Here is a 25184-nt window from a genome sequence, read left to right on the forward strand (position 1 = left end):
GACTTAAAACGCTCTTGTAATCCGCATGCACATGAATGACGAACATCGGAAAGCCGTATGAGGGAAAACCTCACGTACGGTTTGATGAGGAGGGGCAGATTTCTCTGCCCTTTACTCTAGAGCTCGGAATCGCATTAGCGACGAGGTCTCCGTCGGAGCATTTCTCGGCCGGGACATGTTGTTAGGAAAAAATTTCATCTACCGGTGAGTGGTTGCGCCATCCGGCGGCGTAGTAAACAATAAAGGGACTGAAGCGGCATCCGCAGGATGGGGGTTGTCATGGAGATTAATGAGGAGAATGCCGGTTTGGAGCTGGCGAAGCGCAACCCGCTGGCGCTGGAATATGTGATGAATGAATACGCCAATAGCGTGTATGGACTCGTGAGGCGGGTGCTCGGAGGAGTAGGGAGCGCCGAGGATGCCGAGGAGTGCGTCAGCGACGCCTTTGTCGCGCTGTGGAACAAGAGCGACGCGTTCGATCCCGGCCGCGGCACGTTGAAAACGTTCGTACTCATTCAAGCGAAATACAAGGCGCTTGGGCTGCGGCGGAAGCTGCTGCATCGGCCGGGCACCGAGCCGGTGTCCGAGCGGCTGCCGGATCGGGCGGGCGTGGAGGACGAAGTGCTGACGAAGGAAGCGTCCCGAAGGCTGGTGGAGCTCATCGACGGGCTGCCCGAGCCGGATCGCAGCATCTTTTGCTGCAAATATTTTTATTATGAAACGGCGGAGCAAATCGCAGCGATGTACGGATTAACGGTTAAGGCCGTGGAGAACCGGCTGTTTCGCGCCAGAAAGGCGATCCGGCGCCAGTTCCGGGAATGGCCATGGGAGGAGGATCGGCATGCGTGATGCGGGAGAGAAGCAGTTATATCGTCTGATCGACCGGCTGGAGCAGGAGGAAGGCCTTGCGCTGGCGGACAAAGTATCGGCTGACGATCATCCGGAAGAAGCATTGGCTCCGGAGAGGCTGGAGCAGGTGAAGCGGCGCACATGGGAAAAGCTCGGGCTGCCGGCGCAAGCGGTAGCGGAAGGCGGCGTGGAGCCAACCGAAGCGAGGCCGCCGGAGCGTCAGAAGCCGCAGACAGGGGAGACGCACAGACTGGAGAAGCCGAAGACAGAGGAAAGCGGTTGGGAGACAGCCGGAATGAAGCAGGCGGAGTCCCGGAAGCTGCCTACAGTGGAGAAGCATGGGCTGGCGGTGACCGAGGTCGCGGAAAGCGAGACAAAGACAACTGAGGCACAGCCGACGGGGATGAAGGAGCATGCGCCGGAAGCGGAGCAGAAGCCGACCCGCAAGCGGCTGCCGCCTTGGCGAAAGAAGGCGTTGATCGCCGCCTCCGCCCTGATTCTCGTCGTCGCGGCGGTCATCGGTTCGTCGGCGGACGTACGCGCCGATATCAAGAAAGCGCTGCGGTTCATTCCCGGGTTCGGGTATGTGCAGGAAGAAGACCGTGCACAGCCTATGTTCGTGCTGCCGAAGCCGGCGGTCAAGCAAGTGGAGGACGGAGAGCTTCGAATCGATGCGATTCTTGTGGAGGCAAGCCGGACGCTTGTGCAGGTGAGCGGTAAGGGACGGGCGGAGGCGCCGAACGAGTTGGCCTTTGTCACCGCCGACGGGAAAACCTATCCGTTCAAGCGGGCCATGCTCGCAACGAGCGGGGAATGGCAGGGAATGTACTATTATGAAGGAACGATCCCCGTAACGGCGGAGACGGACATCATACTCAAGCTTGGGCGGACGAATATCGGTCCGCTGCGTCTGACCGAGCCGAAGACGGGCGATGAGCTGCAGGACTTAGGGATGGCCGCAACGACGAACGGGATCAAGGTGGCGGCCGTCGTCACGCCGCTTACGGGGGACAAGATGAAGGTGAATTTGCTGTCGCAGCTGCCTCAAGGCATGAAGCTCGAATCGTACGGACTTCAGCCGATCAACTCCGCCATCCGCACCGTACTGTTGGATGAGACGGGAGAAGCGGTGACGATACCTGAAGACAGCGGGTTTGTCAAAAAGGCGGAATTCGATTTCGAGGATGGTTCCGGGGGAAAAAGCCGGTATACGCTGTCGATTCCTTATCTTCGTGTCGTCCATACCGAAGCACCGTTTCAGACCGTGACGCTGCCGGTACCGGCAGCGGGCGAATCGCAGGACTTGAACATCTCTGTGACGGTCGCCGGTTTCCCGGTACAGCTGTACCGGATCGAGCGAGCCGATGCGAAGAACGTTCGTATTTTCGCGGATGTTCACTTTGATGCCGATGCGCCGGCGACGCTGCAGGACTTCCGCGTCGATATGATCGATCCGCACCGGCAAAGCTACAGCTGGAAAGTCACGGATGACACCCGGGCGATGGATAGGATGCAGCTGGAAATACTCCCCGAGATGAAACAGCTCACGTTCAAGATCGGGGAGCCGTGGATATTGTTCAAGGGGCCGTGGAACATCGAGCTGGGCCAAATGCCCGCGGCCGATCGGTAACGACCGGACCGCTTAGAACAGGCTCCAGTCGAATTCGCCGGACAGCTTCTCCAGCAGGTGCACGCCGGCGACGCTGTTGCCCTTGTCGTTGAGCGCCGGTCCGACGACGCCGATGCCGTAACGACCGGGCACGAGGGCGAGAATGCCGCCGGCGACGCCGCTCTTGGCCGGGAGCCCGGCTCGGATAGCGAATTCGCCGGAAGCGTTATACATGCCGCAGGATACCATGAACGTCTTGGCGATCTGCACGTAGCGGCGGGGAATCAGCTCGCGGCCGCTCCGCGGATCTTTGCCGTTCAGCGCCAGCACGAGCGCCATCCGCGCGAGCTGGCGGCAGGTGATTTCAATTGAGCAATGCTTGAAGTAGACGTCCAGTACTTCTTCGACGTCATCCTGCTCCTCCAGCACGCGATTGTCTTTCAGAAAATAAGCGAGCGACCGGTTGCGGTGGGCGGTAGCGGATTCGGAACGGTAGACGGCTTCATTCCAACTGAGCGACGGCGCGTCCGCCAGCTCGCGGAAGAACGCGAGAATGCGTTCCGATTTCTCGGCGGGGCTGGTTCCCCGAATCAAGGAGCTGATGGCGATCGCCCCGGCGTTGATCAGCGGGTTGAACGGAATGCCCGGCTCCACCAGCTCGAGCTTCAGCATGGAGTTGAAGTCGTCGCCGGTCGGTTCCATCCCGACTTTGCGGAACACGCCTTCTTCGCCATGATCCATCAAGGCGAGGATGAGCGTGAATACTTTGGATATGCTCTGCATCGTAAAGGACAAGCCGCAGTCGCCGAGGGTGAGCGACTGTCCTTCCGTACTCATGATCGTAATGCCGAGCGCGTCGGCTGGGGCATGGGCAAGCTCCGGGATGTAGGTGGCCGGATGGCCTTTGTGCGATTGCAGGCGGCTTTCTTCAAGCCATGCAGGCAGCTGTTCTGTTAATATTTCCCATTCGGATGCGGCGGTCATCGGATACACTCCTGTCGTCATCAAGGCTGATTTCGTCATTTTTCGTCTTGATCATGTCATTTCTATTCGACATCGCTTCGCCGCCTTCCTGCTTATGTGAGACGTCGCATGACGGACGGCGAAAACAACGAAAACAACAGAAACGAGCGGGAGAAGCGGCCAGGCGGCAAGCGGGACGAACGACTGTATGCAACAAGAGGTTCCGTCATGCTGCTTCACCCTGGCGTCAACGGCAGCGCGACGGGCGGTTGAATATGAGATTTGTTCCTTCTACAATAAAACAATGGAGTGTTCCGTACGACGGCTGTCGGCGGGGAAAGGAACGTGTCTATGTCCAAAGCCGATAATATGCTCTCGATTTTATGGCTGCTCAAAACGAGGAAGCGGGTGACCGCCCAGCAGCTTTCGGACGAGCTGGAGATTCATATCCGTACCGTGTACCGGTATATTGATGCTTTATGCGCGAGCGGCGTCCCGATCGTGGCGGATTCCGGACATAACGGAGGCTACAGCTTGCTGGACCATTTTACCGACGCCCCGTTATTTTTCGATTTGGAGGAGCAGAAGGCGCTCGTGCAAGCGGCAATCTTCGCACAGGAGTCCGGCTTTCCGCATGGCGATGCGATGAACCGCGCCGTCTCCAAGCTGAAAAGGTACACGAACGCGGAGCAGCACCGGACGCTTGAACGTCATACAGCCGGATTCGAGGTCATCCGCCCGCCTGCGGACGCAGCGCTGGAAGCTGTGCTGCAGCAGCTCGAGCAGTCCGTCGCCGAAGGGCGGACGCTCGGCATGGACTACGTCAAGCGATCCGGAGAGGCGACCGAGAACCGGAGCATCGACCCGTACGGGATCGTGTATTGGAAAGGAAGCTGGTATGTCGTCGCCTATTGCCACTTGCGCCGGGAGCTCCGCAGCTTTCGCGCCGATCGCATTCAGGCGCTGTCGACCACGGATGCGGTGTTCGAGCGGCCGCCGTCTTTTTCCGCGAGCGACTACTTCCTGAAGTATTTGATTCCCGAGCCGGCGGTGAATGAGGATCTTGTTGCCGTAGAGCTGGAAGGGAGCCCCAGAGCGATCGGCGACGTATGCCGGCACTGGCTGCTGGGACATACGGTGATCGAGCGGTCGGAGCGCCGGGTGAAGCTTCGTCTGGATGCGAAATCGACGCTGGCCTACGTGCCGTACTTCCTTCTGTCTTACGGGAAAACGTTTCGGGTGCTGGAGCCGTCCTCGCTCATCGAGCAGACCGCCGAACTCGCTGCGGACCTGTGCGAATATTACCGTGCCATGAACCGCGATGCAGCGCACAACTAGGCTTGCTCGCGGTGGTGCGGACAGAACGCTTTCATCAGCGCGATCGTCTCCGCATCAAGCTCCCGTCCGCGCCCGGCCAGCCCTTCCGTTATTTTGGCGAACGTGTCTTCTTTCAAGTTTTGTCCGAGCTTGAATTTGCCCGTCATCTGCTCGATGCGGATGCGAACGACGGAGGTCGCCCGCAGCTGCGGCTCGTAGTCCGCGTCGGACGGGACGATCGGGGCGTAACCGCCTTCCGGCTGCAGCTTGCGCATGAAGGCGGCAAGCGCGTCGGCCTTGTGCTGCAGTTCTGTGACGATTTCGGCATGGCCTTTGATCAGCACCGATTTGAAATAAGCGGTAGCGGGACACGCGAGTTTCGGATCAAGAAAATGCGACGGGATGATGGCGTATTCCTTGGATACAGAAAACGTTGCTTTTGGCTCCGCCTTCAAATTGCGCATTTTTTGCCCGACTTTGCTGCCGTGAAAATAAACGGCCCCGTCACAATAGACGAAGTTCAGAGGCGTCAGCTCCGGCCACCCATCCTCTCCTTGCGTGCCCAGCACGCCGTAGCTTGCTTCATCCAGCAAAGCCTTGATTTCTTCGTGATCCACCACTTCGAATTCGCTTCTTCTCATCTGACCATACCTCCAATGAAAGAAAATAATGGAGAAATTCCACTTCTTTTTGATATCCGGCGGCCTCGTACAAGCGCTGTGCCGTAACATTGTCCGCGGCCGTAGCCAGTTCGAGCCCTTTGGCTCCGGTGCCCGCCGCATGCTTGCGGGCTGCCTCCAGCAGCGCCCGGCCCGTGCCTTGCTTCCGAAGACCGGCTTCGACGTACAGGTCGTTCAATACCCACAGCCGTCTCATGGAGACGGAGGAGAGCGTCGGGTACAGCTGCGTAAAGCCGTGCGGCCGGCTCCGCTCGTTCGCGTAAACGAAATAAATGACAGATCGGTCCAACTGCACATTGTCGTGCAAAAAGGCTTCGGCGCCATCAAGGTCGGAGGTTTGTCCGTAAAACTGGCGATACCGGTCAAACAGCGGCGCGAGATGCGCAACGTCTTGCAGAAGCGCGCGTTCGATCTGCAAGGTTGGTTGAGAATTCATTCGGGTGCCTCCTTCGGTTTGTTGATTGGATTCGTGTAATAGGAGAAGCTTGTGAGACAGTGGAATTAAAAGCAAGTGTACACGGTTCATTGACAATGAAAAAGAACCAATTTAAAGTGTTTTTATTGGACCATTGAAATGGAAACGAAGCATCAAAGCAGGGAGGCACGCCCATGCATTTTCAAATCCCGTACCACTCCTACCAGGGACGGTACGATACGAAGCTGTTGGCGCTATATCATGCGCTGAAGGATACGATCACCGGCGGCGTGCTCGGTTACGGCTCCCGCATTCCTTCGACCCGGGAGCTCGCGCAGCTGTATGGGCTATCGCGCGGCACGGCCAACCTGGTATACGAAATGCTGGCGTCGGAAGGGTATGTGCGCAGCGAGACGGGGCGGGGGACGTTCGTCTCGTACCGGTCAAGCCCGGGGGCGGCTGTTGCCGTTCCGGGCTCGGAGGCGGTACAGATACCGGCGTACCGCCTGTCGCCGTGGGGAGAACGAGTACAGCGCATTTCGCACCGCGAAGAGGAGGCGGCGCAGCCGGACGGTCCGGCGGTGATCGACTTCAGCCGCTTCGCCCCGGACGCGGGCGTCTTTCCGCGGGAAGCGTGGAATCGCTGCCTGCATGCGCAGGTGCGCGAGCAGAGTAGCCCCGCGGCGTCTATGGCGGCGCATCCGGCGCAGGGCTGCCTGGCGCTGCGCGAGGCGATCGCCCGCTACTTGCGGCGCGCCCGCGGTATGGCAGCGCAGCCCGAGCACATCGCCGTCACCGGCGGCTCGATGCAGGCGCTGGCGCTGCTTGCGCAGCTGCTCCTCGGCGAAGGGGAGGCCGCCGTCGCCGAAACGCCGGCGTACATGGGCACCCGCCGCGCCATTTTCGCCGCGGGCGGGCGCTGCATCGACGCGGTCGTCGATGCGCAGGGCATCGTGCCCGCGAATTGGGACGCGCGGGCGGCGTTCGTCACGCCGACGCGGCAGTTCCCGACCGGCGCGGTGCTCAGCCTCGAGCGGCGGCAGACGCTGCTGCGGTGGGCGTACGAGCGCGAAGCCGTCATCGTCGAAGACGATTACGACAGCGAGTTCCGCCACCGGGGCAAGAGCCTGGAGCCGCTCAAGGCGCTCGACCGCGAGGAGCGGGTCGTCTACGTCGGCAGCTTCACGAAGACGCTGCTGCCCGGGCTGCGACTCGGCTACGCGGTGCTGCCGCCGGCGCTGGCCGAGCCGTTCGCGCGGGCGCTTGCGCACTACGAGCCGCAACCGGTCCATCTGCTTGAGCAGATGGCGCTGGCCGCGTTCATGGCCTCCGGCGAGTACGAGCGGCATTTGCGGCGGATGAAGCGGATTTACAGCCGCAAATTCCACAGCTTGACACAGCTGCTCAGGTCCGAGCTGGACAGCCTGTTCGATTGGGTAGAAAGCGATGCGGGGCTTCATGTGTTCGGCTGGTGGCGGGGCACGGCAGCATCGTATGCGGCCTACCGAAGCCGCTGTTTGGCGGCCGGCGTCAAGTGGGCGGAGGTGCCAGCGACCGCAAGCGACGGGACGTGGAGGCAAGGAGTATATTTGAATTTCCCGCATTTGCCGGAAGAAACGCTTCGCGAAGGGGTATTTCGCATGAAACAGGCCGGTGCCGGTTACGGGAGCTAGAGCGCAGCTATGTGTTCGGCTGAAGTTCATTGTCCAACGTCTGCGAATCCCAAGCGCACGTTGCGGCGATGCGCAGCGGTCGGTCGAATTCCCTGGTGCTGCCTCGGCAGAACGCACCCTGCGAATGCGCCGGGTACGTGTTCCGGCATCGCAGGGGAAAGTACCTATTTTTTCCAGTTCAGTTGAGGGATAGAACTGCAATTCCAGACTCGACATAGAAAAAAGCTCCGATCCCCGGAAACGGGAAGTACGGAGCTTTGAATTTGTCGCTAAGACGCTATGCCGTTCTGCGTCACTCGGGCTGCGTTTCCTGCGACCATGCTTTCACCGTCCGGTCGCTCGGCAGCAGGAAGGTCAGCAGGCCGAGCAGCGGCAGGACGCTGACGAGCTGCATGACGACCGGCAGGTGAATCCAGTCGGCCAGTCCGCCAAGCGCAACGGCGCCGAGCGCCCCCATGCCGAAGGCCAGTCCGGTAATGAGGCCGGAGACCGTTCCGATCTTGCCGGGGATGAGCTCTTGGGCGTAAACGACCGTTACCGAGAAGCTGGACATCAGGATAAAGCCGTTGATCAGCAAAATGGCGTAAGCGCCGGCGCTGCCTACGTATGGCAGCAGCAGCGCGAGCGGCGCCGTTCCGAGCATCGAGAACAAGATCAGATTGCGGCGTCCGAACTTGTCCGACAGCGGACCGCCAAAAAAGGTGCCGGCCGCTCCGGAAGCGGCGAACAGGAAAATGTACAACTGCGCCTGCTCCAGCCGGATGCCGAATTGGTCCATGATATAGAACGGATAATAAATCGTAATCCCCGCGGAGTACCAGGAGCGGGCAAATACGAGAAAGATCAAGGTGACGACGGCGAACGCGATCTGCTTTTTACGCGCCGGGCTCATGACGCGTACGCCATTTCTCTTCTTGACGGGCGGGTTCGCCGCCATGTAGCCGCCGTACCACTTGGCGATATACAGCTGTACGATGATGGCGACCCCGGCGACGAGCGTAAACCAGATGGCGCCGAGCTGTCCGAGCGGCGCAAACACGAGCGCCGTCATGACGGATGCCAGCGATTGGCCGGTATTGCCCCCGACCTGGAAGATCGATTGCGCCAAGCCGCGCCGGGCTCCGCCGGCCATGAAGGCGACGCGAGACGCTTCCGGGTGAAATACGGCGGAGCCGATGCCGACGAGCAGTACGGACAGCAGCACGAACCAGTAATTCGGTGCAAAGGCCAGTCCCAGAACGCCGAGGCATGTGGAGACCATGCCGAGCGGCAGCATGTAAGGGGACGGCTTGCGATCCGAGTACATGCCGACGACGGGCTGCATGACGGAAGCGGTCATATTCAATGCAAAGACGATAATGCCGGACTGCGTATAATTCAGGCTCATTGAATTTTTCAAAATCGGCAAAATGGCCGGAATAACGGACTGAATCGTGTCGTTAAACAAATGGACGATGCTGATTGCGAGTAGTATGCGAAACACAGTCGGCTTGACGTCCGTTCGGGGAGCAGGCTTGTACAGCGGGCCGCTCCGGGCCGAATCGGTTGGGGCTTGCATGTTCGGTAACGCTCCTCTCTAAGATGCGGTGCTGCGGCTTATGCTTTAGGCTTGAACGTTCCGAGTGTTTCGCCCATGCGAACCTTGCTTCCGACGGACAAGTCCGTTCTGCCGGCGAACGTGCCGGTTTCGGTCAGCAGGACGACCGTAGAGCCGAATTCGAAGTAGGCAAGATCGCCGCCCCGTACGAGCGCATCCGGCAGCGGAGACACATATTGAATGCTGCTGACGTTGAGCGCGCCGACCTTCACGACGGCGACTTCGCCGCGTTCATGCTGCACATACGTAATAAGCCGTTCGTTGCGGCTCAGCACGCGGCGCATATGGCGCAGGCCAAAATCGTTGACGGGGTACACTTTCCCGGCCACGTGTTCTTTTTCCACGATGACGCCCGTGACAGGGGAATGAATCCGATGGTAATCCGTCGGACTTAAGTACAGCACATAATAAAAGCCGCTCTTATAATTAATCATTCGCGGGCTGTGATTGAGCAGCTCCTCGATCGTATAATCCTGGCCCTTGACGTTGACGATCAAGCCATCCTTGATCGGTCCCATCCCGGTAATCAGCGCGTCTACCGGCGAAATGAGCGTGTCGGGCGTCGGGTCGATCGGACGCAAGCCTTCCTTCAACCGGCGCGTAAAGAAATCGTTGAGCGACGCATATTCGTGAATAGCCTTTTCGGCATCCTCCACGCGAATGCCATAGGCTTTGGCAAACCGCGGAATCAGCAGGCGGCTTGTTTTGGATTTGGCGAACGCTCCCGTCAATCTGGACACTGTTTTGCGGGAGGAGAGCTCGGTCAGCAGCCGGAACAGCGATATTTTCATAAAATTAACCTTCACCTGTTTCCTTTGTTGTAAGTATGCGAACCTACCGACTATCTTGACACAGAACGAAGGACAAAGCAACAGAAAAACGCAGGCGTTGAACGCGGAAGAAGCAAGCTGCGGGGGCGTCTGTATACTGCTGCTATGCGGAATGCTTGCGGTCTGCCGCGCCGCCGACGCGGCAGTTCGCCGACCATGACGGGCAGAAGGGGAACTTCATGAAAAAAAGCTCCCGAAGGAGCTTTCGCGCTTTACAACTTGCACCGGGCTTGCCGGTATTCGCCGCAGGATAAGCAGGTGGCCAGATTGACCAGCACCGGCCTGCTCGATCCGGAAAACTTGGTGCAGTGGATGGGCGTATTGTACTGCGGGTCGGGCGAAATCATCGTACAATAAGAACAGTGGGATATCTTTTCCGTCGTGACGGCGATCGCCTCGGCTGCCGCTACATCGGATGCAACCGCAGGTGCTGCTTCCGCCGGCTGAAGTTCGCCGCTCATCGCTTCATTCATCCAATCGCCCCTTTGTCTCATCTCTAAAAAGATAGCGCTTGCATTACTGGGGTCATTCATGTTGAATTATTCGTCATGCCGTTCCGGACGTGCTGGCAGTCATATTTTAGCATGAACAGTGAATTTTTTCCATAAAAAGTTATCCCGCTCCCGTTCGGTCACGACCCATTGACAATTTAATGTTTCATGTTAAGATGAGTTATGTCACTAGGGGAGCCGCGAGGCTGAGATTGGATCGATAGATCCTAGACCCTCTGAACCTGATCTGGATGATGCCAGCGTAGGGAAGTGGAGAGCGTTAGCACGCATAGTATGATATGTGCTTACTGAGAGCCGCTTCCGAATTGTTCGGGAACGGCTTTTTTTGTGCGCTGCGAGCAGTGCGGCTTCTTGCCGGAATTGGAAATTCGGAATTGTCGATCCGGCTTCGGATTCATGATTCCGGGGGAGGCCGGCAGCTCGCTGCAAGGAAAACTTCCCGCTGGCCTTGCCAAGCGAGCTCAACGCTCTGCGAGATTCAGGCTGGTTGAAGTTTTTCTGGCGTATCCGCGATAGAGGTGCCTGGTACAAACATTTTAATGAAGGAGTGAGTTGTCCATGTTCAAAGGGTTGAAGCTGACCGATGTGCTTGTCACGATTGTTATTTCGGTTGTATTCGGTGTCATTTACCGGGTGTGGGGAGACTTGTACAATATCGCCAAAATTCCCGGCATTCAGCTGGAGCAGCTGGTGTACGGCATGTGGTTCATGGCCGCGACCGTCGCTTTCCTGATCATTCGCAAGCCGGGCGTAGCGCTGCTCGCCGAAATTGCAGCTGCGCTAACCGAGATGCTGATCGCTTCGCAATTCGGCATCGAGGCGCTTACGTACGGCGTTCTGCAAGGGCTGTTCGCCGAGCTGGTGTTCGCAATGTATGGTTACAAGCGGTTTGGCGCCGCGGTGGCGGGGCTTGCGGGGATTGCCTCGGCCGTAGGCGCATTTATCTTTGACTTTTCCAAAGGCTATCTTGCCGATTTGCAATCGTGGAACTTGACCCTTGCCATTGTATTCCGCCTCGTCGGTACCTTCATCATTACCGGCCCGGCGGCTTACGTGCTGGTGAAGGCGCTTGAGAAAACGGGAGTGACGCAGCTCGTGCGCCCGGCGAGCGCCGACGACTTCCGTGCGCTGGACAAGAAAAACATATAATGAAGGAATCAATCGACTATTCGAGCTCGGGACCAGCCGTATCGGTCGAGGGGCTTCGCATGAAGTTCCCCGGCAGCCCGAAGCTGCTGTTTGAAGATTTGTCGCTGGAGGTGCCGCGGGGGCAAAAGGTGCTGCTGCTCGGTCCGAGCGGGTGCGGCAAGTCGACGCTGCTGCAGGTGCTCAGCGGGTTGATCCCGCATTCGATCGAAGTGCCGCTGCGGCATGACGGCATTCGCATCCCCGATTCGTGGGGGTACTTGTTCCAGGACCCGGACGCGCAGTTTTGCATGCCTTACGTCGACGAGGAGATCGCGTTCGTGCTTGAAAACATGCGGGTTCCCCGGGAGCACATGCCGGGCCGTATCACGCAGCTGCTGGAGCAGGTGGGGCTGCGCCTTCCGGAGGCGCATGTGCCGATCGGCTCGCTCTCGCAAGGGATGAAGCAGCGGCTTGGGATCGCCACGCTGCTCGCGCTGCAGCCGGAGGTGTGGTTTCTGGATGAGCCGACGTCTTTGCTCGATCCGGAAGGGACGTCGGATGTATGGGATACGGTGAAGCGGGTCACCCGCGAGCACACGGTGCTCATTGTCGAGCATAAGATCGACGAGATCGTCCATTACGTCGACCGTGTCGTGATGTTCGGCCCCGATGCCCGGATTGTGGCGGACGGGGCGCCGGAGCATATTTTTGCGCAGCATCAACGGGAGCTTCAGGAGTACGGGATCTGGTATCCCGGCGTATGGGACGATTATGCCGCACGCTCGGCGGTGCTCGCCGAGCGGAAAGGGGCTGCGGCGGACGCCGAGCGGAAAGCGGCTGCGGCGGACGCCGCGTCAACTGCCGGAGACGGTGCCGAGCCGCTGCTGCTTATGCGCGAGCTGACGGGGTTTCACGGCAAGACGCCGAAGATCGAGGCGACTGCCGAGCTGTATGCCGGCGATTGGATCGCGGTGGTCGGCGACAACGGCGCGGGCAAGAGCACGCTGCTCCAGTCGATGATGCAGTTGCTGCGGACCTCCGGCGAATATAGGCTCGCCGGACGACCGGTTCGCGGATTCGACGACGTGGCGGATTATGCCGCTTATGTGTTTCAAAATCCGGAAATGCAGTTTGTCGCCGCGTCGGTGCAAGACGAGCTTGCCTTTAATTTTCGCCGCGATGGGGAGCCGGAGGCGGAGGTGCGCGCCAAGACGGAGGAGCTGCTCGCCTGGTTCGGGCTTGCGGAGCACCGCGGGCTGCACCCGTACCAGCTCTCGCTCGGGCAAAAGCGGCGGCTCAGCGTTGCCGCGGCGACTGTGAAAGCGCAGCGGCTTGTGCTCCTCGACGAGCCGACGTTCGGGCAGGACGCAGCCAACACGTTCGCGCTGCTGGAAAAGCTCGAAGCGTGGAGGCGGCAGGGGACGGCGATCGTGATGGTGACGCATGATCCCGAGATCGTGCAGCGGTTTGCGACGCGGGTGTGGGAAGTGCACAGCGGCAAGTTAAGCCGCGTGATGACGCCGCAGCAGTACGGGGAACGGTTCGGGCATCCCCGCGCGCTGCAGGAGACAGGGAGGTGAGGCCGGATGCCGATCGCAGGCTCCGTCCGCGAAACGTGGCTGCATCGCGCAAACCCGAGCTTCAAGCTAGCGCTTTGCGTTGTCATGTTTGTGCTTGTATTGTTGACGGACAATATTAACGTTCTAGCCCACGCCACGTGGATGTACGTCGTGCTGGTGGCGGCCGCATCCGGTCAGCCGATGCGCCGGCTGCTGCTATTATCGGCGCCGTTTGCGCTGATGTTCGTCTCGTCGGCGACGTCGATGATCTTTTTCGGTAAAGGCGATACGACCTGGTTCCGGTATGGCATTGTGCATATAACGGAAGAAAGCTTTTACCGGGGAGTTCACATCGGGCTGAAAACCGTCGATATGGCGCTGATCGGCATGCTGTTCGGCTTTACGACGAGCCCGGTGGCGATGTTCTACTCGCTGATGCAGCAGCTGCGGCTGCCGCCCAAATATGCTTACAGCTTCATGGCGGCGCTGCGCCTGATGCCGATGGTCGCCGCCGAATACCGCACGCTGCAGATGGCGCTCAAGGTACGCGGGGTGCGGACACCGAGAGGCGTCAAGGGAGGGTTCGCGACGCTGAAGCGGTTCTCGATCCCGCTGCTGGCGCAGAGCATTCGCCGTGCCCAGCGCATTGCGGTGGCGATGGAAGCGAAGCGGTTCTCCGCGACATCCGGGCGTACGTACTACTACGTAGTGGGATGGTCGGCAAGCGATGCGCTGCTGGCCGCCGCCGTCGTCTGCCTTTGGGCTGCGGCCGTTTGGGCCAGCTGGCAGTATCCGTTTTTCCATATCGGCGATGTCCGTTATACCATTTCATAACGATCGATGGGGAGGCTTTATCGATGAAATTTTCCGAGCAATTACGTCAGGCGGCAGACGCCAGTTGGAATGCTAGCTTTGAGCACCCGTTCGTGCAAGGCATCGGCGACGGCACGCTGCCGCTCGATTGTTTCCGCCATTATGTGCTGAACGACGCGTATTACTTGTCGCAATTCGCCCGTGTCCAAGCACTTGGCGCGGCCAAAGCCGATGACTTGTATACGGTGAACCGGATGGCTGTGCATGCGCAAGGTACATATGGCGCCGAGTTGTCGCTGCATGAAAAATTCGCAGGATTGCTCGGCATAACTGACGAGGAGCGGGCCGCCTTCGAGCCTGCGCCGACTTCTTACGCTTATACGTCGCATATGCTCCGGGCGGCCTACTCGGGTCATCTCGGCGATATTGTCGCAGCGATTTTGCCGTGCTACTGGCTGTACTACGAAATCGGGGAACGGCTCAAGCACTGCACGCCGGAAGAGCCGATTTACCGCGAATGGATCGCCGCCTACGGGGGCGAATGGTTCCGGGAACTGGTAGAGGAGCAGATCGCACGGGTCGACGAGCTGGCGGAGCAGGCGTCGGAGAAAGACCGGGAGCGGATGATGCGCCACTTTGTCATCAGCAGCCGGTACGAGTATATGTTCTGGGACATGGCGTACCGCAAGGAAGCATGGCCGTGCTAGGAGCGTGAGCACGAATCCCAAGCGCGCGTTGCGGGGCTGTACGCGGGCGGCGGAACGCTGCCTGGCGACGCTCTCATCGATGCGTAGACTTACAATATAACGATTGGACCGCAGATCCGTAGGTGGATGCTGCGGTCTTTTTTTGCAGCATCGGCGGGTGAAGATGGGGGCTGAGAGCTTTAATTGCTTCGTCAGCAGCACGAATCCGGTTCATTGACGGGCGGTTTCGATCCGGGGCGCCGTTCTTTTGATTTTGCACGCGCTTCGTTCCTTGCATTGGGAAGGTGAGCTTGCGACGGTTCGGTAAACATTGGTTATATCGATTCATTATGTTGATGGAGAAGGGGAAGGTGAATAATGTTAAGTCAGGATGCGGCATGACCCGCAGACCCTACCTGGGAGGCTGATGAATGAATTTGAATCAGGATGAGCTCGTCGCATTGGAAATAACGGAACTTACAGCGGTTGTGCAAACGATGTTTGGTGATGTACCGGTTCAAGTGGAAGTATGGCAGGCGAAACCGCTGCACGGCGGAACGGTCGGGCTCGTGTACGAAATAAGCGGAACCTGCCGCCGGATGTGCAAAGCTGCACTTACGGACGGCGCGGATGAATCGGGCCGTCCCTCACCGGTGACGGTGTCCGATGAGCAAGCCGAACTTCGCTGGTCGGTTGTACTTAAGATCCAGAAGCCGTTTGCCCGTTTCGGCGATCCGGAAAGTTGGCAGCGCGAAATGCGGCTGTATCGTTCGGACGTGTACGTCGCTTTGCCGCCTACCGTGAAGGTCCCCCGCTGCTATCGCGTAACCGTAAAGCGCGGCGCCATCTGGATGTGGCTGGAACAAGTGAGCGGCCGAAACGGCACGCAGCTGTCGTTGGACGAATATTCGCAGGCGGCACGGCATCTGGCCCACTTGCAGGGAGCTTTTCTCACGGGCAAACCGCTTCCCTCACAGCCGTGGCTTAGCACGCAATACTGGCTCGCCCATATTTCGGCGGATTGGGGGACACGCGCGATTGCTTGGCTCGACTCCGGCGAGTGGCGGCAAGAGGATTCCCAGCTCTCCGACGAAACCGTTCGCGAGATGCGGCGGTTGTGGGCGGCAAGGGACAGGCTGCTCGACGCCTATTACACACTCCCCCGCACGCTGTGTCACCGCGATTTTAGCGCAGGCAACGTCTTTGTGATGGCACAACATGTGCGCGATGCGAAGGAGGTGCAGCGCTTAGGGCAAACGGTCGTCATTGACTGGGATTGTGCAGGCATCGGCATTGCGGGGGAAGATATTGCCGATTTGGTCGGCGAAGCGCTCGTATTTTACGAATTCGAGCCGGCCCAAGCGGCTCAGCTGCAGGAAACCGTCTTGTCGAGCTACGTCAAAGGGCTGCGGGAAGCAGGCTGGAACGGTGACGAACAGCTGATCCGGCTGGGGTACAAGATCAGCTTGACGCTGCATTGGTGCTTTCGGATCGCAATTCGCCTTCGGAAACAGGAGAGCCGCGAAGCGAGGCACAGAGAGGCGGCGGCGCTAAGCTTTGTCGCCGGTCAGGCGGCTGCAGTGCAGAGCGAGCTGGCGCCTGATCGCAGATCATAAGATCAAGGCGGGACGGCGCGTATGTAGTCGCTCGCTTGGGCAGAGCGTTGGAAGGGGAGTCGGTTGCTTGATACGGGTCGACGTTTGGGGGCACAGTGCGCATTTTGCTCTTCTCTGGAATGCCCGAGCTGTGCGAGTGCCCCATATATTCAGTAAGCCGCTGTGGAATCAGATGCTCGGTAGGAGCCTCTTGTGATAAAAAACGGAGCAGAGGTTTCCCTGCTCCGTTCGGCGAGTTAACGAATGCGCTGCAGCAGCATATATCCGCTGATCGTGGACGTTCTTCGCTGAAATACCACTTTGAAGCCGATGTCGTGGTCCAATAAGCAGGCTAACGCGTTTTTAACGAGTCCGTTAGGCTGTATCGCAAACCTGCAGGGCTGTGCGCTGCCAATGACGCGAGACGCGGTAATTCGGCGGGGAGAGCCGGGCATCAGCGGATTTCTTGACCAGCTGATCAGGATCAGATCAGGCTGGCGAACCGCACGGGTGCGAGCCATTCTGTTCACCTCGCTTCCACTATAAGATACCTTATATCCAATGCTCCGAAGGCGGCCGTTGCGCCGGACGTCAGCGGAGCGGGAGCGCGCTGGTTAAGCTTTTTTTACTCGTACGCACCGATTGTCGCCATGAATGAAAAGGGAGAGGGCAGTCAGGAAACGTGAAGGGGCTCGAACAGTGCGAGGCGACGCTGGGACGCGCGCTTCAGGATTCATACCGGCTGGGAACAGGTTTGTGGATGCGCTATGAAGTACGCACTGTGAAGCAAGCACGATGAAGCAGGAGCAATAAAAATTTTCCAACGCATGCAAATCCCGTGCGCGTTGCGGTGCTGCGCGGCGGTGCCGGTCATTTTGTTCACGTTCTTCTGGCGCCGCTTCAATACGACAGGGGCGATTGTCGGGATGCTGACGGGTCTGATCTCCGCCATTGTTCTTGTCGCGCTCAGCCCGAGCGTCTGGAGCCCGGAGGCGGGCAAAGCGATTCTCGTCGGCCAGCCGCTGTTCCCGCTTGCCAATCCGGGTATCGTCTCAATTCCGCTCGGCTTTATCGGGGCGGTGATCGGCACGCTGCTCACTTCCCGCCAAAAGGTGCGTGCGGCGGTGTCCGAGAAGTTCGACGAGATTCTCGTTCGTGCCAATACCGGCATCAAGCCGGCAGGGCAGTAGCACGGGAGCAGCAGGGAAATAGCAGGCGAACTAGCGCGGCAGTAGTGCGCACGGATCGGGGACAATTCAACACGTGCGAATTATAGGCGCGTTAATGCGCTGCGCGGCGGTCGATCGAACCCCATGTCAGCGCCGAACGGCTGTGGTTACGCAGGGCAGCCATTCGTTTCATCCGGGAGGGAGTCTCGTTCATTGAGAACGGGCTCCTTTTTTGGATACATAACAATGTTTAAGGTCTTACAGAACCTTAAAGCGTAAGGGATACCGTTCTAACATGCGGTAGAGCAGGGACAGTTTCTCCCAGATTGGGGCTAGGTAGATGGTTCGGTTTCGCGAAGGTGATAGATCGTTGCCCGTTGGCGGTAAGGCGGGATGGTAAACGAGCCTTCCTTCGTAAATCGTTTCATCCATTCGGCTGCCGTGCTGCTGCAGACGCCGAATTCCGCGGCGACTTCTCCCGGCTTGATTTTGCCGTTGCGGCGGTTGGCCATCTGAATGATAAGCTTTTTTCTGTGCAGCCATACATTCGCCGCAGCGGCCGACAGCGTTCCATAGTCAATCGACCATACGTGTCCGATCGCCTGCATCACTTGCCTCTGGCATTGCTGGGGCCGCTTCTCGACTTGACGCGCCGAGAACCGCAGCACCAGCCAGCCGGACAAGATCAGGTCGTTTTGCCGCATTAGATGATCGTCGAATTCGCCGGAAGAAATGTCCCGGGCATGAGTGGTGAAGCCGTCGATTTCGATGATGAGCCGCATGCCGTTTTTCACGAACACGAAATCCGCAAAACGCATGCCGCCCTTAAAATCTTTGAACGGATACTCCGCTTTCAATCCGTCGTAGTTGTGCTGAAAGGCGGGGCCCCATACCTCCTTCAAAAATGTAAGCTCGGCTCTTCCCAGTTGGCTGCGATAAGAGCCGTTCTGCTGAGCTTCACGCTCAAACTGGTCAATAAACTGTTTCAGATTCGTATGCATAGCGCCCTCCCTTGGTTCCCTTGTAAACGCAAAAACACCCCGAACGCAGAACAAACGCTGCATACGGGGTGTGCTTCACTCCGGTAGTTGTATTTTGGTTATTGGTTTTAATTGGATCGCGATGAATCGTACATGGCTGTGGCTATGATTGTACGGCAGTTTATGCGGATTTTCAAGCTTTTTCGTATGGTTTTTAGTTATATTTTCTCGAAGGGGTTGCGACTCGATAGAGTATGAGTCGGAAAGGGGCATGGTAGATCAGAATAGGGGAAACCGAACAAATAATAGCTATGAATGAACTCTATCCGCTTGCAAGTGGGGGAAATTCAAAAATAGTAGGGAAATCGAATTATTCAGAGGGGCAAGGCGCTGAGTAGTTGCCTTTCCCAACTATTCGGGAGAAATGAGCGGAATATGGAGAATTTAGTGCGGCTAGGGCAATGAATAGTTGAATGTGTCCTACTATGCGGAAAGAACGACTCGGAAAGGGTATCGTGCTTCGCAAAATCGGATGGGAAGCGAGGACATGGTATAAGGGGAGATATTAGTGTGACGCATGAGGGTCCGCTTCATAACGTTTATTGGGGAAACCGAACAAACAATAGCCATAAAAGGACTCTTTTCGCTTGCGAATGGGTGAAAAGCCAAAATAGTAGGGAAATCGAATTATTAAGAGGGATAAGGCTCTGAGTAATTGTCTTTTCCAACTATTCGGGAGAAATGAGTGGAATATGGAAAATTTAGTGCGGCTAGGGCAATAAATAGTTGCTTTTAATCCGCTAAATGGTTTGAAGGACTTCGCACCGCCTGTGCCGCGCACCCGTGTCTCCGCTCGCGTCCGCACCTGAGCTCCCGCGTCCTTCACGCCGCCATCGTCGGCACCCACGTTCCCTGAGGCCCCTGCACCGCCATCGTCCCTGCACAGCCCGCGTCTGCGCCAGTGTACCCGCGTTGCAGGCGCCCGCCCCCGTGCTCCCGCGTCCCTCGCACCGCCATCGTTCGCCCCCGTGCTCCCGTCCGCCCGCGCCCCGCACCTGCTCCCCGCGTCTCTGCGCTGCCGCCCCCGCGCACAGCGTGCCTCCCGCTGCCCGTACCTTCCCGCCCGCCTCCACCGTACATAAATCGTTCACGATTCCGCTTTATTTCGTGTGATTTTGATCATAGTGGCAGGAGCCGCACTTCTCTACAATGAGCACATAAGAATAAACACCCTGCGGTGCAGAGGGAGGCAACGAAAATGGCAAAACCGCAACGCAACAATGCAGTGCCCGATAACAGGGCGTCTCGGCCGGAACAAGGACAACAACATGAGCAAAATCTTAGCGGAACGTTCGTATCTGTCATGATCTTGGGCGGGTTTTTATTATTGACATGGGTCGGCGTGTTTTTACTGTTCCTGTCCAGAAGCTGAGCACACAAAAGAGAGAACGATTCGAGGGGATGAACGCAAATGCATATTCATCGGTTGGAAAAAATCTGGTTAATGTTCGGTATTGCAATGCTGATCGCCTTTTTGGCTGTGGTCGGCGTCGGCGCTTTCGCCATGGGAATGCAGCCGCCGGGCGATCACCGGCACTCGGTAGACCCGGAGACGGTGGATCAAGTAGCGCCGTTCAATCAGCCGGGCCTGCGCAAAATCGGCGAGAATGAATACGAGGCGACCATGCTTGCTTTTGCCTTCGGCTATGCACCGGAAAAGATGGAAATACCGCTCGGCGCAACGGTTCATTTTCAAATTACGAGTAAAGATGTCGTCCACGGCTTCCAAATTCCCGGCACCAATATCAACATGATGGTCGTTCCCGGAGAAGTGAACCATTTGACGTACAAATTCGATAAAGCCGGAAACTTTCTTGTTTTGTGCAACGAGTACTGCGGCGTTGCCCACGAAATGATGATGACGACGCTGATCGTGAAGTAACGGCGAATTGCTATCCGCGAACGTGAATCGTAACACAAGAAGCAATGTTGTTAACAAAGGAGTGCTACTTATGGGAATGGATACATCCAAAGGGTTTGACCGCCGCGATTCGGCGCTGGTGCTGGCCCATATCTTGTTTGCCTTCGGCGCGCTGCTGATCGGCGGCATCGCAGGCTTGCTGCAAGGGCTTGTCCGCGGTGGTATGGTGAAGCTGCCGTACGAGATCGGCTATTACCAGCTGCTCACAGCGCATGGCGTGCTGATGGCTTTGATTTTTACGACTTATTTTATTATCGGTTTTATGTATTCGGGCGTGGCGAAGTCGCTGGGCGGCTACTTGCTTCCGATTTCGCGCAAGCTGGGCTGGCTCGGCTTCGGGCTCATGTCAACGGGGACGGTCGTCGCCACAATTCTAATATTGCTCAACAAGGCGACGGTGCTGTATACGTTCTATGCTCCGCTTAAGGCATCGCCGTGGTTTTATGTCTCGCTCGTGCTCGTCGTCGTCGGCAGCTGGATGAGCGGCATCGGCATATTTATCAATTACCGTTACTGGAAGAAAGTACATCAAGGCCAAACGACGCCGATCTTCACGTTCATGGCCGTCGCCACGATGATGATGTGGATTATTGCGACGCTGGGTGTGGCGATCGAAGTATTGTTCCAGCTGATTCCGTGGTCGTTCGGCTGGGTTGAAACGATCAATGTTGTACTGAGCCGCACGCTGTTCTGGTATTTTGGCCATCCGCTCGTCTATTTCTGGCTGCTGCCTGCGTACATGTGCTGGTATGTCGTCATTCCGAAGGTAATCGGGGGCAAAATGTTCAGCGACGCGCTCGCCCGTCTGTCCTTCATTATGTTCCTGCTGTTCTCGATTCCCGTCGGCTTTCACCATCAGTTGATGGAGCCTGGTATTCCGAACGTATGGAAATACGTGCAAGTCGTGCTTACCTTCATGGTCATCATCCCGTCGCTGATGACGGCGTTCTCGCTGTTCGCGACCTTCGAGCAGCATGGCCGCTCGGTTGGCGCCAAAGGCTTGTTCGGCTGGCTGAAAAAGCTGCCGTGGCGCGACGTTCGCTTCTTCGCTCCGTTTATGGGCATGCTCATCTTCATCCCGGCGGGAGCGGGCGGCATCATCAATGCGAGCCATGAGCTGAATGCCGTTGTGCATAATACGCTGTGGGTAACGGGACATTTTCATCTGACCGTTGCGACGAGTGTAGCCTTGACATTCTTCGGTGTGACGTACTGGCTCATTCCGGCCGTGACCGGCAGAGTGCTGACGCCGAAAATGCACCGCTTGGGCATCCTTCAGACGCTGATCTGGGTTGTCGGCATGTTCTTCATGTCCGGTTCGATGCACACGGTCGGGCTGCTCGGCTCGCCGCGGCGCACCGCTTTCACAACGTATCAGGACCATCCTGACGCCGTGCTTTGGATGCCGTATCATGTAGCGATGGCGATCGGCGGTATGATTTTGTTCATCGGTGTGATCCTCATGATTGTTAATATTGTGATGCTTTTGAATGCGCCTAAAGGCTTCACGGAATTTCCGCTTGCGGAAGTAAGCGAAAAAGCGGAGCAGACGCCGGCGATCTTCGAACGGTGGGGCGTATGGGTCAGTGTCGTCGTCATCCTGATTTTGGTGGCATATGCGATGCCGGTCATGGATATGATCACAAGTGGGGGCGTCGGCTCCAAAGGCTTCGTAACCTGGTAATTGCGGTCGGATCGTGAGCTGTACACAGAGACCGGCGAAACATAAGAGGAGATATGCGGTCATGGCGGACGCCGCGGCGCGAGCTAGGCATAGCGTGCTTGAAGGAGGGCGCCTCTCCGCTTGACCTGACCGGACAAGGCCGGAGGTTCGAACGACCGCAAGTTTCTACCGAAACGTCAAATAGGAGCGCTTCAAGCCGGCCGCGGCGAGGAAGCGCTCCTATTTGGCTAGAGCAGCTGAAGCTCGGAAGTGAACTTGCGGGCGTCGTTTTTGGCCATCGGCGGCAGGACGACGACGGTGAGCGAGCCGGAGGGAACCTCTGTATGCCCGGCGTCGCGAATGGACAAGAAGCCGTTCTCGGTCAGTTGATGCAGCTGCTGCTCCGAGCCTTTCAGCACGATCTTTTTTTGCCCGGATTGAAGCCAGTCCTGGAACAAGGCATGCTCCTGCTTGCTGTTCAGCAAAATATGCAGCGTCATCGTCGTGGCCGCGTGGGCAACCTGCGCGGCGATTTTGCCCGGCGACATGCGCAGCTCGTCATTGACGATAAAATATTGCACCAAATCGATATCGGCTGAACTCATAGGTATCCCATCCTTTGGTTATTTTATTGGGCATTACGCTTCATAACGGTCGCCGCGGGTTTGCGGGTGGGAAATGACGAGAAATTCCACGTCGGCTTCCGATCGGTTCATGATTTGATGCGGGATGCCGGGCGGCACCTCGCAGCCTTCCGACGGCTCGAGCCTGTGCTTCGTGCCTTCGACTTCCAGCTCGGCGGTCGTTTTACTGATTTTCATGAAGCTCTCCTTCGTTATCGGTTGGCCCGGGTTTGCCCCAGCCGGGTTCGCGGGGGCTTTGTTCCCGCCGTATGGCCTCGTCCATCCAGCGCAGCCGGAAGCAGTTCATTCCCGTACGCCCCAGCTCCTCCAGCAAGCCATAGTTTGCCCATGCCCCGACGACGGCGCCGATGCCCGGCAGCAGCTGGAGCATTTTGCGGAAATCGATCGTATCGCGGTATTCCTGCTGCAGTTGGCGCCAATTGATATGCTGCGCATACGTATCGCCCGGCGGAAGCGATTTGACCGTTTCCTCCCATTCGCCGATCGTGCGCAGCAGTGAGGGCTTCTTGTTTTGTCCGGAAAAAGCGAGCTGGAAGACGTACAGGATAAACAGCCGTTCTCTGTAATCCAGCGTGGAATGACCGTAAACATGGGCCAGCTCGAACAAAAACTTCATCTTGATGCCGATCAGGATCGGGAAGTCGGCCATCCCGAGCAGGATGCCGCCTGCGCCGGTGCCTGCACCTTCCGCAGCAGCCAGCTTTTTATAGAACGAGATCAGCTCTTCGGCGCGGTGATCGCGCAGTGCGAGCGACATGGAGGTGAGCGGCTCGCTCTTCGGAACATAGTCCATTCCGAACAGGGCGGTCTGCACGATGCCTTTCACCGTTGCGGTAATCGTCGCATGCACTTTCTCCGGAATGACCTGGTTGATTTTCGATTGTACCGCCCGCGACGTTTTCTCGATGACGCCGGGGGGCTTGCGCAGCTCCTTCTCCCAGCGCAGCAGCTCTTTGGCGACCTGCCGCTCGTAAACGGTAAAACGGTCGTTCATACGGTCGATCCCCCTCTTGTACAGCTCCTGTTCTTAGTATATAATCATACCATAATTTCAGACCGTGACTATGCCGATGACGGGCTTCCAACCTCGAGGCGTTCTCGTCAAGAGCATTCCGGCCCGGCAGGCGCCGATGTAATGCGTCCTAAGTCAACCGGCCCCGCCCGTTACCGCGGAACCAAGCGGACCCGAATGCGCAAGCGTTCGAGTCAAGTTGGGTGGCACCGCGAGCAAGCGCTCCTCGTCCCAATCGGATGAGGGCGCTTTTTGCATTTTATTCGTAAACAAAGGAAAGGATGAGGTGCATGAACGGGCAAAGAAAACACAACTTCAATCCCGGTCCGGCGGCGCTGCCGCTGGAAGTGCTGGAAGAGGCGCAGGAGGCGTTCGTCGAATACGGCGGGCTCGGCATGTCGATGATGGAAGTATCCCACCGCAGCAAGGTGTACGAACAGGTGCATGAACAGACGCAGACGCTCTTGCTGGAGCTGCTCGGTCTGCCGCGCAGCTACCGGGTGCTGTTCATGGGAGGAGGGGCCAGTGCTCAGTTTGCGCTCGTGCCGATGAATTTGCTGGCGGAGGGGCGGAGCGGCGTCTATTTGCTCTCGGGCAGCTTTGCGGAAAAGGCGTATCAGGAAGCATTGACGGTCGGCGACGCCGTCGTTGCGTCGAGCACGAAGGCACAAGGCTGGCGCGCGCTTCCGCAAACGGAAGGGCTTCGGATACCGGAGAATGCGGCATACGTGCATATAACGACGAACAATACGATCGAAGGGTCCCAGTTCCGCTCATTTCCCGAGCTGGGGGGCGAGGTGCCGCTGATCGGCGACATGACGAGCGATCTGCTCGGCCGCGAGATCGATCTGACCCGGTTCGGGCTCATTTACGCAGGCGCGCAAAAAAACCTCGGACCCGCCGGGGTTACGGCCGTCATCCTTCGCGAAGATTTGCTCGATCAGGCGTCCGGGAGAATACCGGCCATATTCCGGTACGCGACGTTCGCCGAGAGCGGGTCGCTGTACAACACGCCGCCGGTTCATTCCGTCTATATGGTCCATCTCGTATTGAAATGGGTGCAGCACCAAGGCGGCGTAGCGGCGATGGAACGGCGCAACGTGCGCAAAGCGCAGCGGATTTACGAAGCGATCGATGCGAGCGGCGGCTTCTACCAAGGCATCATTGAGAAGGAGGACCGCTCGATCATGAATATGACGTGGCGCCTGACGAGCGAGGAGCTTACGCGGCGGTTCATTGAGGAATCGGAGCACCATGGGTTTGACGGTCTGGCGGGACACCGGAGCGTCGGCGGTTTGCGGGCTTCGGCGTACAATGCCGTGACGGAGGATTCGTGCCGCGCGCTGGCCGATTTTATGACGGATTTTCAAAAAAGATACGGCTAACTAACTCAACTTTCGCAGAGCCAAAATCGGCATGAATCCTTGTACAGAGAGGTTTTCCAAGCAATTAGGTAGTTGACTTGAAAAATAGAAAAACACCGCTTCGTTTGGTAAAGTGAAAGTGCGA

General features: G+C 57.9%; 26 protein-coding genes, 1 pseudogene and 1 riboswitch. Of the genes and pseudogenes, 15 read left to right on the forward strand and 12 right to left on the reverse strand.

All coding sequences use genetic code 11. The annotated features are described in order from the left end of the window. Window positions 1-279 precede the first annotated feature (279 nt). Window positions 280-849, forward strand: coding sequence for a sigma-70 family RNA polymerase sigma factor (locus KXG62_RS31635; protein WP_218096005.1), 570 nt, complete (start codon window positions 280-282; stop codon window positions 847-849). After that, window positions 842-2479: a hypothetical protein gene (locus KXG62_RS31640; RefSeq protein ID WP_218096006.1), complete on the forward strand. Its 1638-nt coding sequence runs from the start codon at window positions 842-844 to the stop codon at window positions 2477-2479. The genes KXG62_RS31635 and KXG62_RS31640 overlap by 8 nt, the downstream gene beginning before the upstream one ends. A 12-nt stretch (window positions 2480-2491) precedes the next feature. On the opposite strand, the gene glsA is transcribed toward KXG62_RS31640, so the two are convergent. Beyond that, complete coding sequence (gene glsA / locus KXG62_RS31645) at window positions 2492-3442, reverse strand: glutaminase A (RefSeq protein WP_218096007.1); 951 nt, start codon at window positions 3440-3442, stop codon at window positions 2492-2494. A 108-nt stretch (window positions 3443-3550) separates the two neighbouring features. Here glsA and KXG62_RS31650 point away from each other — a divergent pair, with 108 nt between their 5' ends. Together KXG62_RS31650 and KXG62_RS31655 are read left to right on the forward strand one after the other, a co-directional pair. Further along, window positions 3551-3694, forward strand: a complete 144-nt coding sequence (locus tag KXG62_RS31650; RefSeq protein WP_218096008.1) for a hypothetical protein — start codon at window positions 3551-3553, stop codon at window positions 3692-3694. Window positions 3695-3772: 78 nt separating this feature from the next. Continuing rightward, on the forward strand, window positions 3773-4759 hold the full coding sequence (locus KXG62_RS31655) for a helix-turn-helix transcriptional regulator (protein ID WP_218096009.1): 987 nt from the start codon (window positions 3773-3775) through the stop codon (window positions 4757-4759). Here the strand turns inward: KXG62_RS31655 and KXG62_RS31660 are convergent. Together KXG62_RS31660 and KXG62_RS31665 are read right to left on the reverse strand one after the other, a co-directional pair. Beyond that, the gene (locus KXG62_RS31660) at window positions 4756-5379 is read right to left on the reverse strand and encodes a pyridoxamine 5'-phosphate oxidase family protein (protein ID WP_218096010.1); all 624 of its coding nucleotides are present in this window, start codon (window positions 5377-5379) and stop codon (window positions 4756-4758) included. The two genes, KXG62_RS31655 and KXG62_RS31660, sit on opposite strands and share 4 nt — an antisense overlap. Next, the gene (locus KXG62_RS31665) at window positions 5321-5854 is read right to left on the reverse strand and encodes a GNAT family N-acetyltransferase (protein WP_218096011.1); all 534 of its coding nucleotides are present in this window, start codon (window positions 5852-5854) and stop codon (window positions 5321-5323) included. Before KXG62_RS31665 ends, KXG62_RS31660 begins: the two co-directional genes overlap by 59 nt. 173 nt (window positions 5855-6027) lie before the next feature. Between KXG62_RS31665 and pdxR the strand changes: the two genes are divergently transcribed. Then, a complete protein-coding gene (pdxR, locus tag KXG62_RS31670) occupies window positions 6028-7506 on the forward strand; it encodes a MocR-like pyridoxine biosynthesis transcription factor PdxR (protein WP_218096012.1) in 1479 nt (492 codons plus the stop codon). A 292-nt stretch (window positions 7507-7798) separates the two neighbouring features. Here the strand turns inward: pdxR and KXG62_RS31675 are convergent, their stop codons facing one another. The 3 genes from KXG62_RS31675 to KXG62_RS31685 all read right to left on the reverse strand — a co-directional run bounded on the left by KXG62_RS31675 (window position 7799) and on the right by KXG62_RS31685 (window position 10406). Further along, window positions 7799-9064, reverse strand: a complete 1266-nt coding sequence (locus tag KXG62_RS31675) for an MFS transporter (RefSeq protein ID WP_218096013.1) — start codon at window positions 9062-9064, stop codon at window positions 7799-7801. A 38-nt stretch (window positions 9065-9102) separates the two neighbouring features. Continuing rightward, window positions 9103-9894, reverse strand: a complete 792-nt coding sequence (gene asd, locus KXG62_RS31680) for an archaetidylserine decarboxylase (RefSeq protein ID WP_218096014.1) — start codon at window positions 9892-9894, stop codon at window positions 9103-9105. Window positions 9895-10145: 251 nt separating this feature from the next. After that, entirely contained in the window at window positions 10146-10406 is a 261-nt protein-coding gene (locus KXG62_RS31685) for a hypothetical protein (RefSeq protein ID WP_246627737.1), read from the reverse strand. Window positions 10407-10605: 199 nt separating this feature from the next. Next, window positions 10606-10710: riboswitch (TPP riboswitch) on the forward strand. A 293-nt stretch (window positions 10711-11003) separates the two neighbouring features. On the opposite strand from KXG62_RS31685, the gene KXG62_RS31690 reads away from it, so the two are divergent. The 5 genes from KXG62_RS31690 (at window position 11004) to KXG62_RS31710 (ending at window position 16247) form a co-directional block, all read left to right on the forward strand. Continuing rightward, entirely contained in the window at window positions 11004-11594 is a 591-nt protein-coding gene (locus KXG62_RS31690; RefSeq protein WP_218096015.1) for an ECF transporter S component, read from the forward strand. Next, window positions 11594-13153, forward strand: coding sequence for an ABC transporter ATP-binding protein (locus KXG62_RS31695; RefSeq protein WP_218096016.1), 1560 nt, complete (start codon window positions 11594-11596; stop codon window positions 13151-13153). Before KXG62_RS31690 ends, KXG62_RS31695 begins: the two co-directional genes overlap by 1 nt. Before the next feature lie 6 nt (window positions 13154-13159). Beyond that, on the forward strand, window positions 13160-13966 hold the full coding sequence (locus KXG62_RS31700) for an energy-coupling factor transporter transmembrane component T family protein (RefSeq protein WP_218096017.1): 807 nt from the start codon (window positions 13160-13162) through the stop codon (window positions 13964-13966). Window positions 13967-13989: 23 nt separating this feature from the next. After that, window positions 13990-14652: a thiaminase II gene (gene tenA / locus KXG62_RS31705; RefSeq protein WP_218096018.1), complete on the forward strand. Its 663-nt coding sequence runs from the start codon at window positions 13990-13992 to the stop codon at window positions 14650-14652. A gap of 410 nt (window positions 14653-15062) precedes the next feature. Beyond that, complete coding sequence (locus KXG62_RS31710; RefSeq protein WP_218096019.1) at window positions 15063-16247, forward strand: aminoglycoside phosphotransferase family protein; 1185 nt, start codon at window positions 15063-15065, stop codon at window positions 16245-16247. Between the two features lie 236 nt (window positions 16248-16483). Here the strand turns inward: KXG62_RS31710 and KXG62_RS31715 are convergent, their stop codons facing one another. Next, window positions 16484-16747: a hypothetical protein gene (locus KXG62_RS31715; protein ID WP_218096020.1), complete on the reverse strand. Its 264-nt coding sequence runs from the start codon at window positions 16745-16747 to the stop codon at window positions 16484-16486. Between the two features lie 321 nt (window positions 16748-17068). On the opposite strand from KXG62_RS31715, the pseudogene KXG62_RS31720 reads away from it, so the two are divergent. Then, window positions 17069-17416, forward strand: a pseudogene (locus KXG62_RS31720) (sodium:solute symporter family transporter); the annotation flags it as partial. Between the two features lie 311 nt (window positions 17417-17727). On the opposite strand, the gene KXG62_RS31725 reads toward KXG62_RS31720, so the two are convergent. Continuing rightward, on the reverse strand, window positions 17728-18396 hold the full coding sequence (locus KXG62_RS31725) for a DUF559 domain-containing protein (RefSeq protein WP_218096022.1): 669 nt from the start codon (window positions 18394-18396) through the stop codon (window positions 17728-17730). 861 nt (window positions 18397-19257) lie between these two features. After that, a complete protein-coding gene (locus tag KXG62_RS31730; RefSeq protein WP_218096023.1) occupies window positions 19258-19467 on the reverse strand; it encodes a hypothetical protein in 210 nt (69 codons plus the stop codon). Window positions 19468-19633: 166 nt separating this feature from the next. On the opposite strand from KXG62_RS31730, the gene KXG62_RS31735 reads away from it, so the two are divergent. The 3 genes from KXG62_RS31735 to KXG62_RS31745 all read left to right on the forward strand — a co-directional run bounded on the left by KXG62_RS31735 (window position 19634) and on the right by KXG62_RS31745 (window position 22040). After that, the gene (locus KXG62_RS31735) at window positions 19634-19807 is read left to right on the forward strand and encodes a cytochrome c oxidase subunit 2A (RefSeq protein WP_218096024.1); all 174 of its coding nucleotides are present in this window, start codon (window positions 19634-19636) and stop codon (window positions 19805-19807) included. Between the two features lie 39 nt (window positions 19808-19846). Continuing rightward, window positions 19847-20317 (forward strand): cytochrome c oxidase subunit II, encoded by a 471-nt coding sequence (locus KXG62_RS31740; protein WP_218096025.1) that lies wholly within the window; start codon window positions 19847-19849, stop codon window positions 20315-20317. 76 nt (window positions 20318-20393) lie between these two features. After that, window positions 20394-22040, forward strand: coding sequence for a b(o/a)3-type cytochrome-c oxidase subunit 1 (locus tag KXG62_RS31745; protein WP_218096030.1), 1647 nt, complete (start codon window positions 20394-20396; stop codon window positions 22038-22040). Between the two features lie 227 nt (window positions 22041-22267). On the opposite strand, the gene KXG62_RS31750 is transcribed toward KXG62_RS31745, so the two are convergent. Genes KXG62_RS31750 through KXG62_RS31760 form a run of 3 tightly spaced genes read right to left on the reverse strand, consistent with a single transcriptional unit; the run spans window position 22268 to window position 23657 of the window. Further along, window positions 22268-22624 carry an aminoacyl-tRNA hydrolase gene (locus KXG62_RS31750; protein WP_218096026.1) on the reverse strand — a complete coding sequence of 119 codons (357 nt, stop codon included), beginning with the start codon at window positions 22622-22624 and terminating at the stop codon, window positions 22268-22270. Between the two features lie 33 nt (window positions 22625-22657). After that, on the reverse strand, window positions 22658-22840 hold the full coding sequence (locus KXG62_RS31755) for a cupin domain-containing protein (RefSeq protein ID WP_246627738.1): 183 nt from the start codon (window positions 22838-22840) through the stop codon (window positions 22658-22660). Then, complete coding sequence (locus tag KXG62_RS31760; protein WP_218096027.1) at window positions 22827-23657, reverse strand: EcsC family protein; 831 nt, start codon at window positions 23655-23657, stop codon at window positions 22827-22829. The genes KXG62_RS31755 and KXG62_RS31760 overlap by 14 nt, the downstream gene beginning before the upstream one ends. A gap of 308 nt (window positions 23658-23965) precedes the next feature. Here KXG62_RS31760 and serC point away from each other — a divergent pair, with 308 nt between their 5' ends. Beyond that, on the forward strand, window positions 23966-25060 hold the full coding sequence (gene serC / locus KXG62_RS31765) for a 3-phosphoserine/phosphohydroxythreonine transaminase (RefSeq protein WP_218096028.1): 1095 nt from the start codon (window positions 23966-23968) through the stop codon (window positions 25058-25060). Window positions 25061-25184 lie beyond the last annotated feature (124 nt).

The sequence above is a fragment of the Paenibacillus solanacearum genome (assembly GCF_910593845.1).
Taxonomy (GTDB): Bacteria; Bacillota; Bacilli; order Paenibacillales; family NBRC-103111; genus Paenibacillus_G; species Paenibacillus_G solanacearum.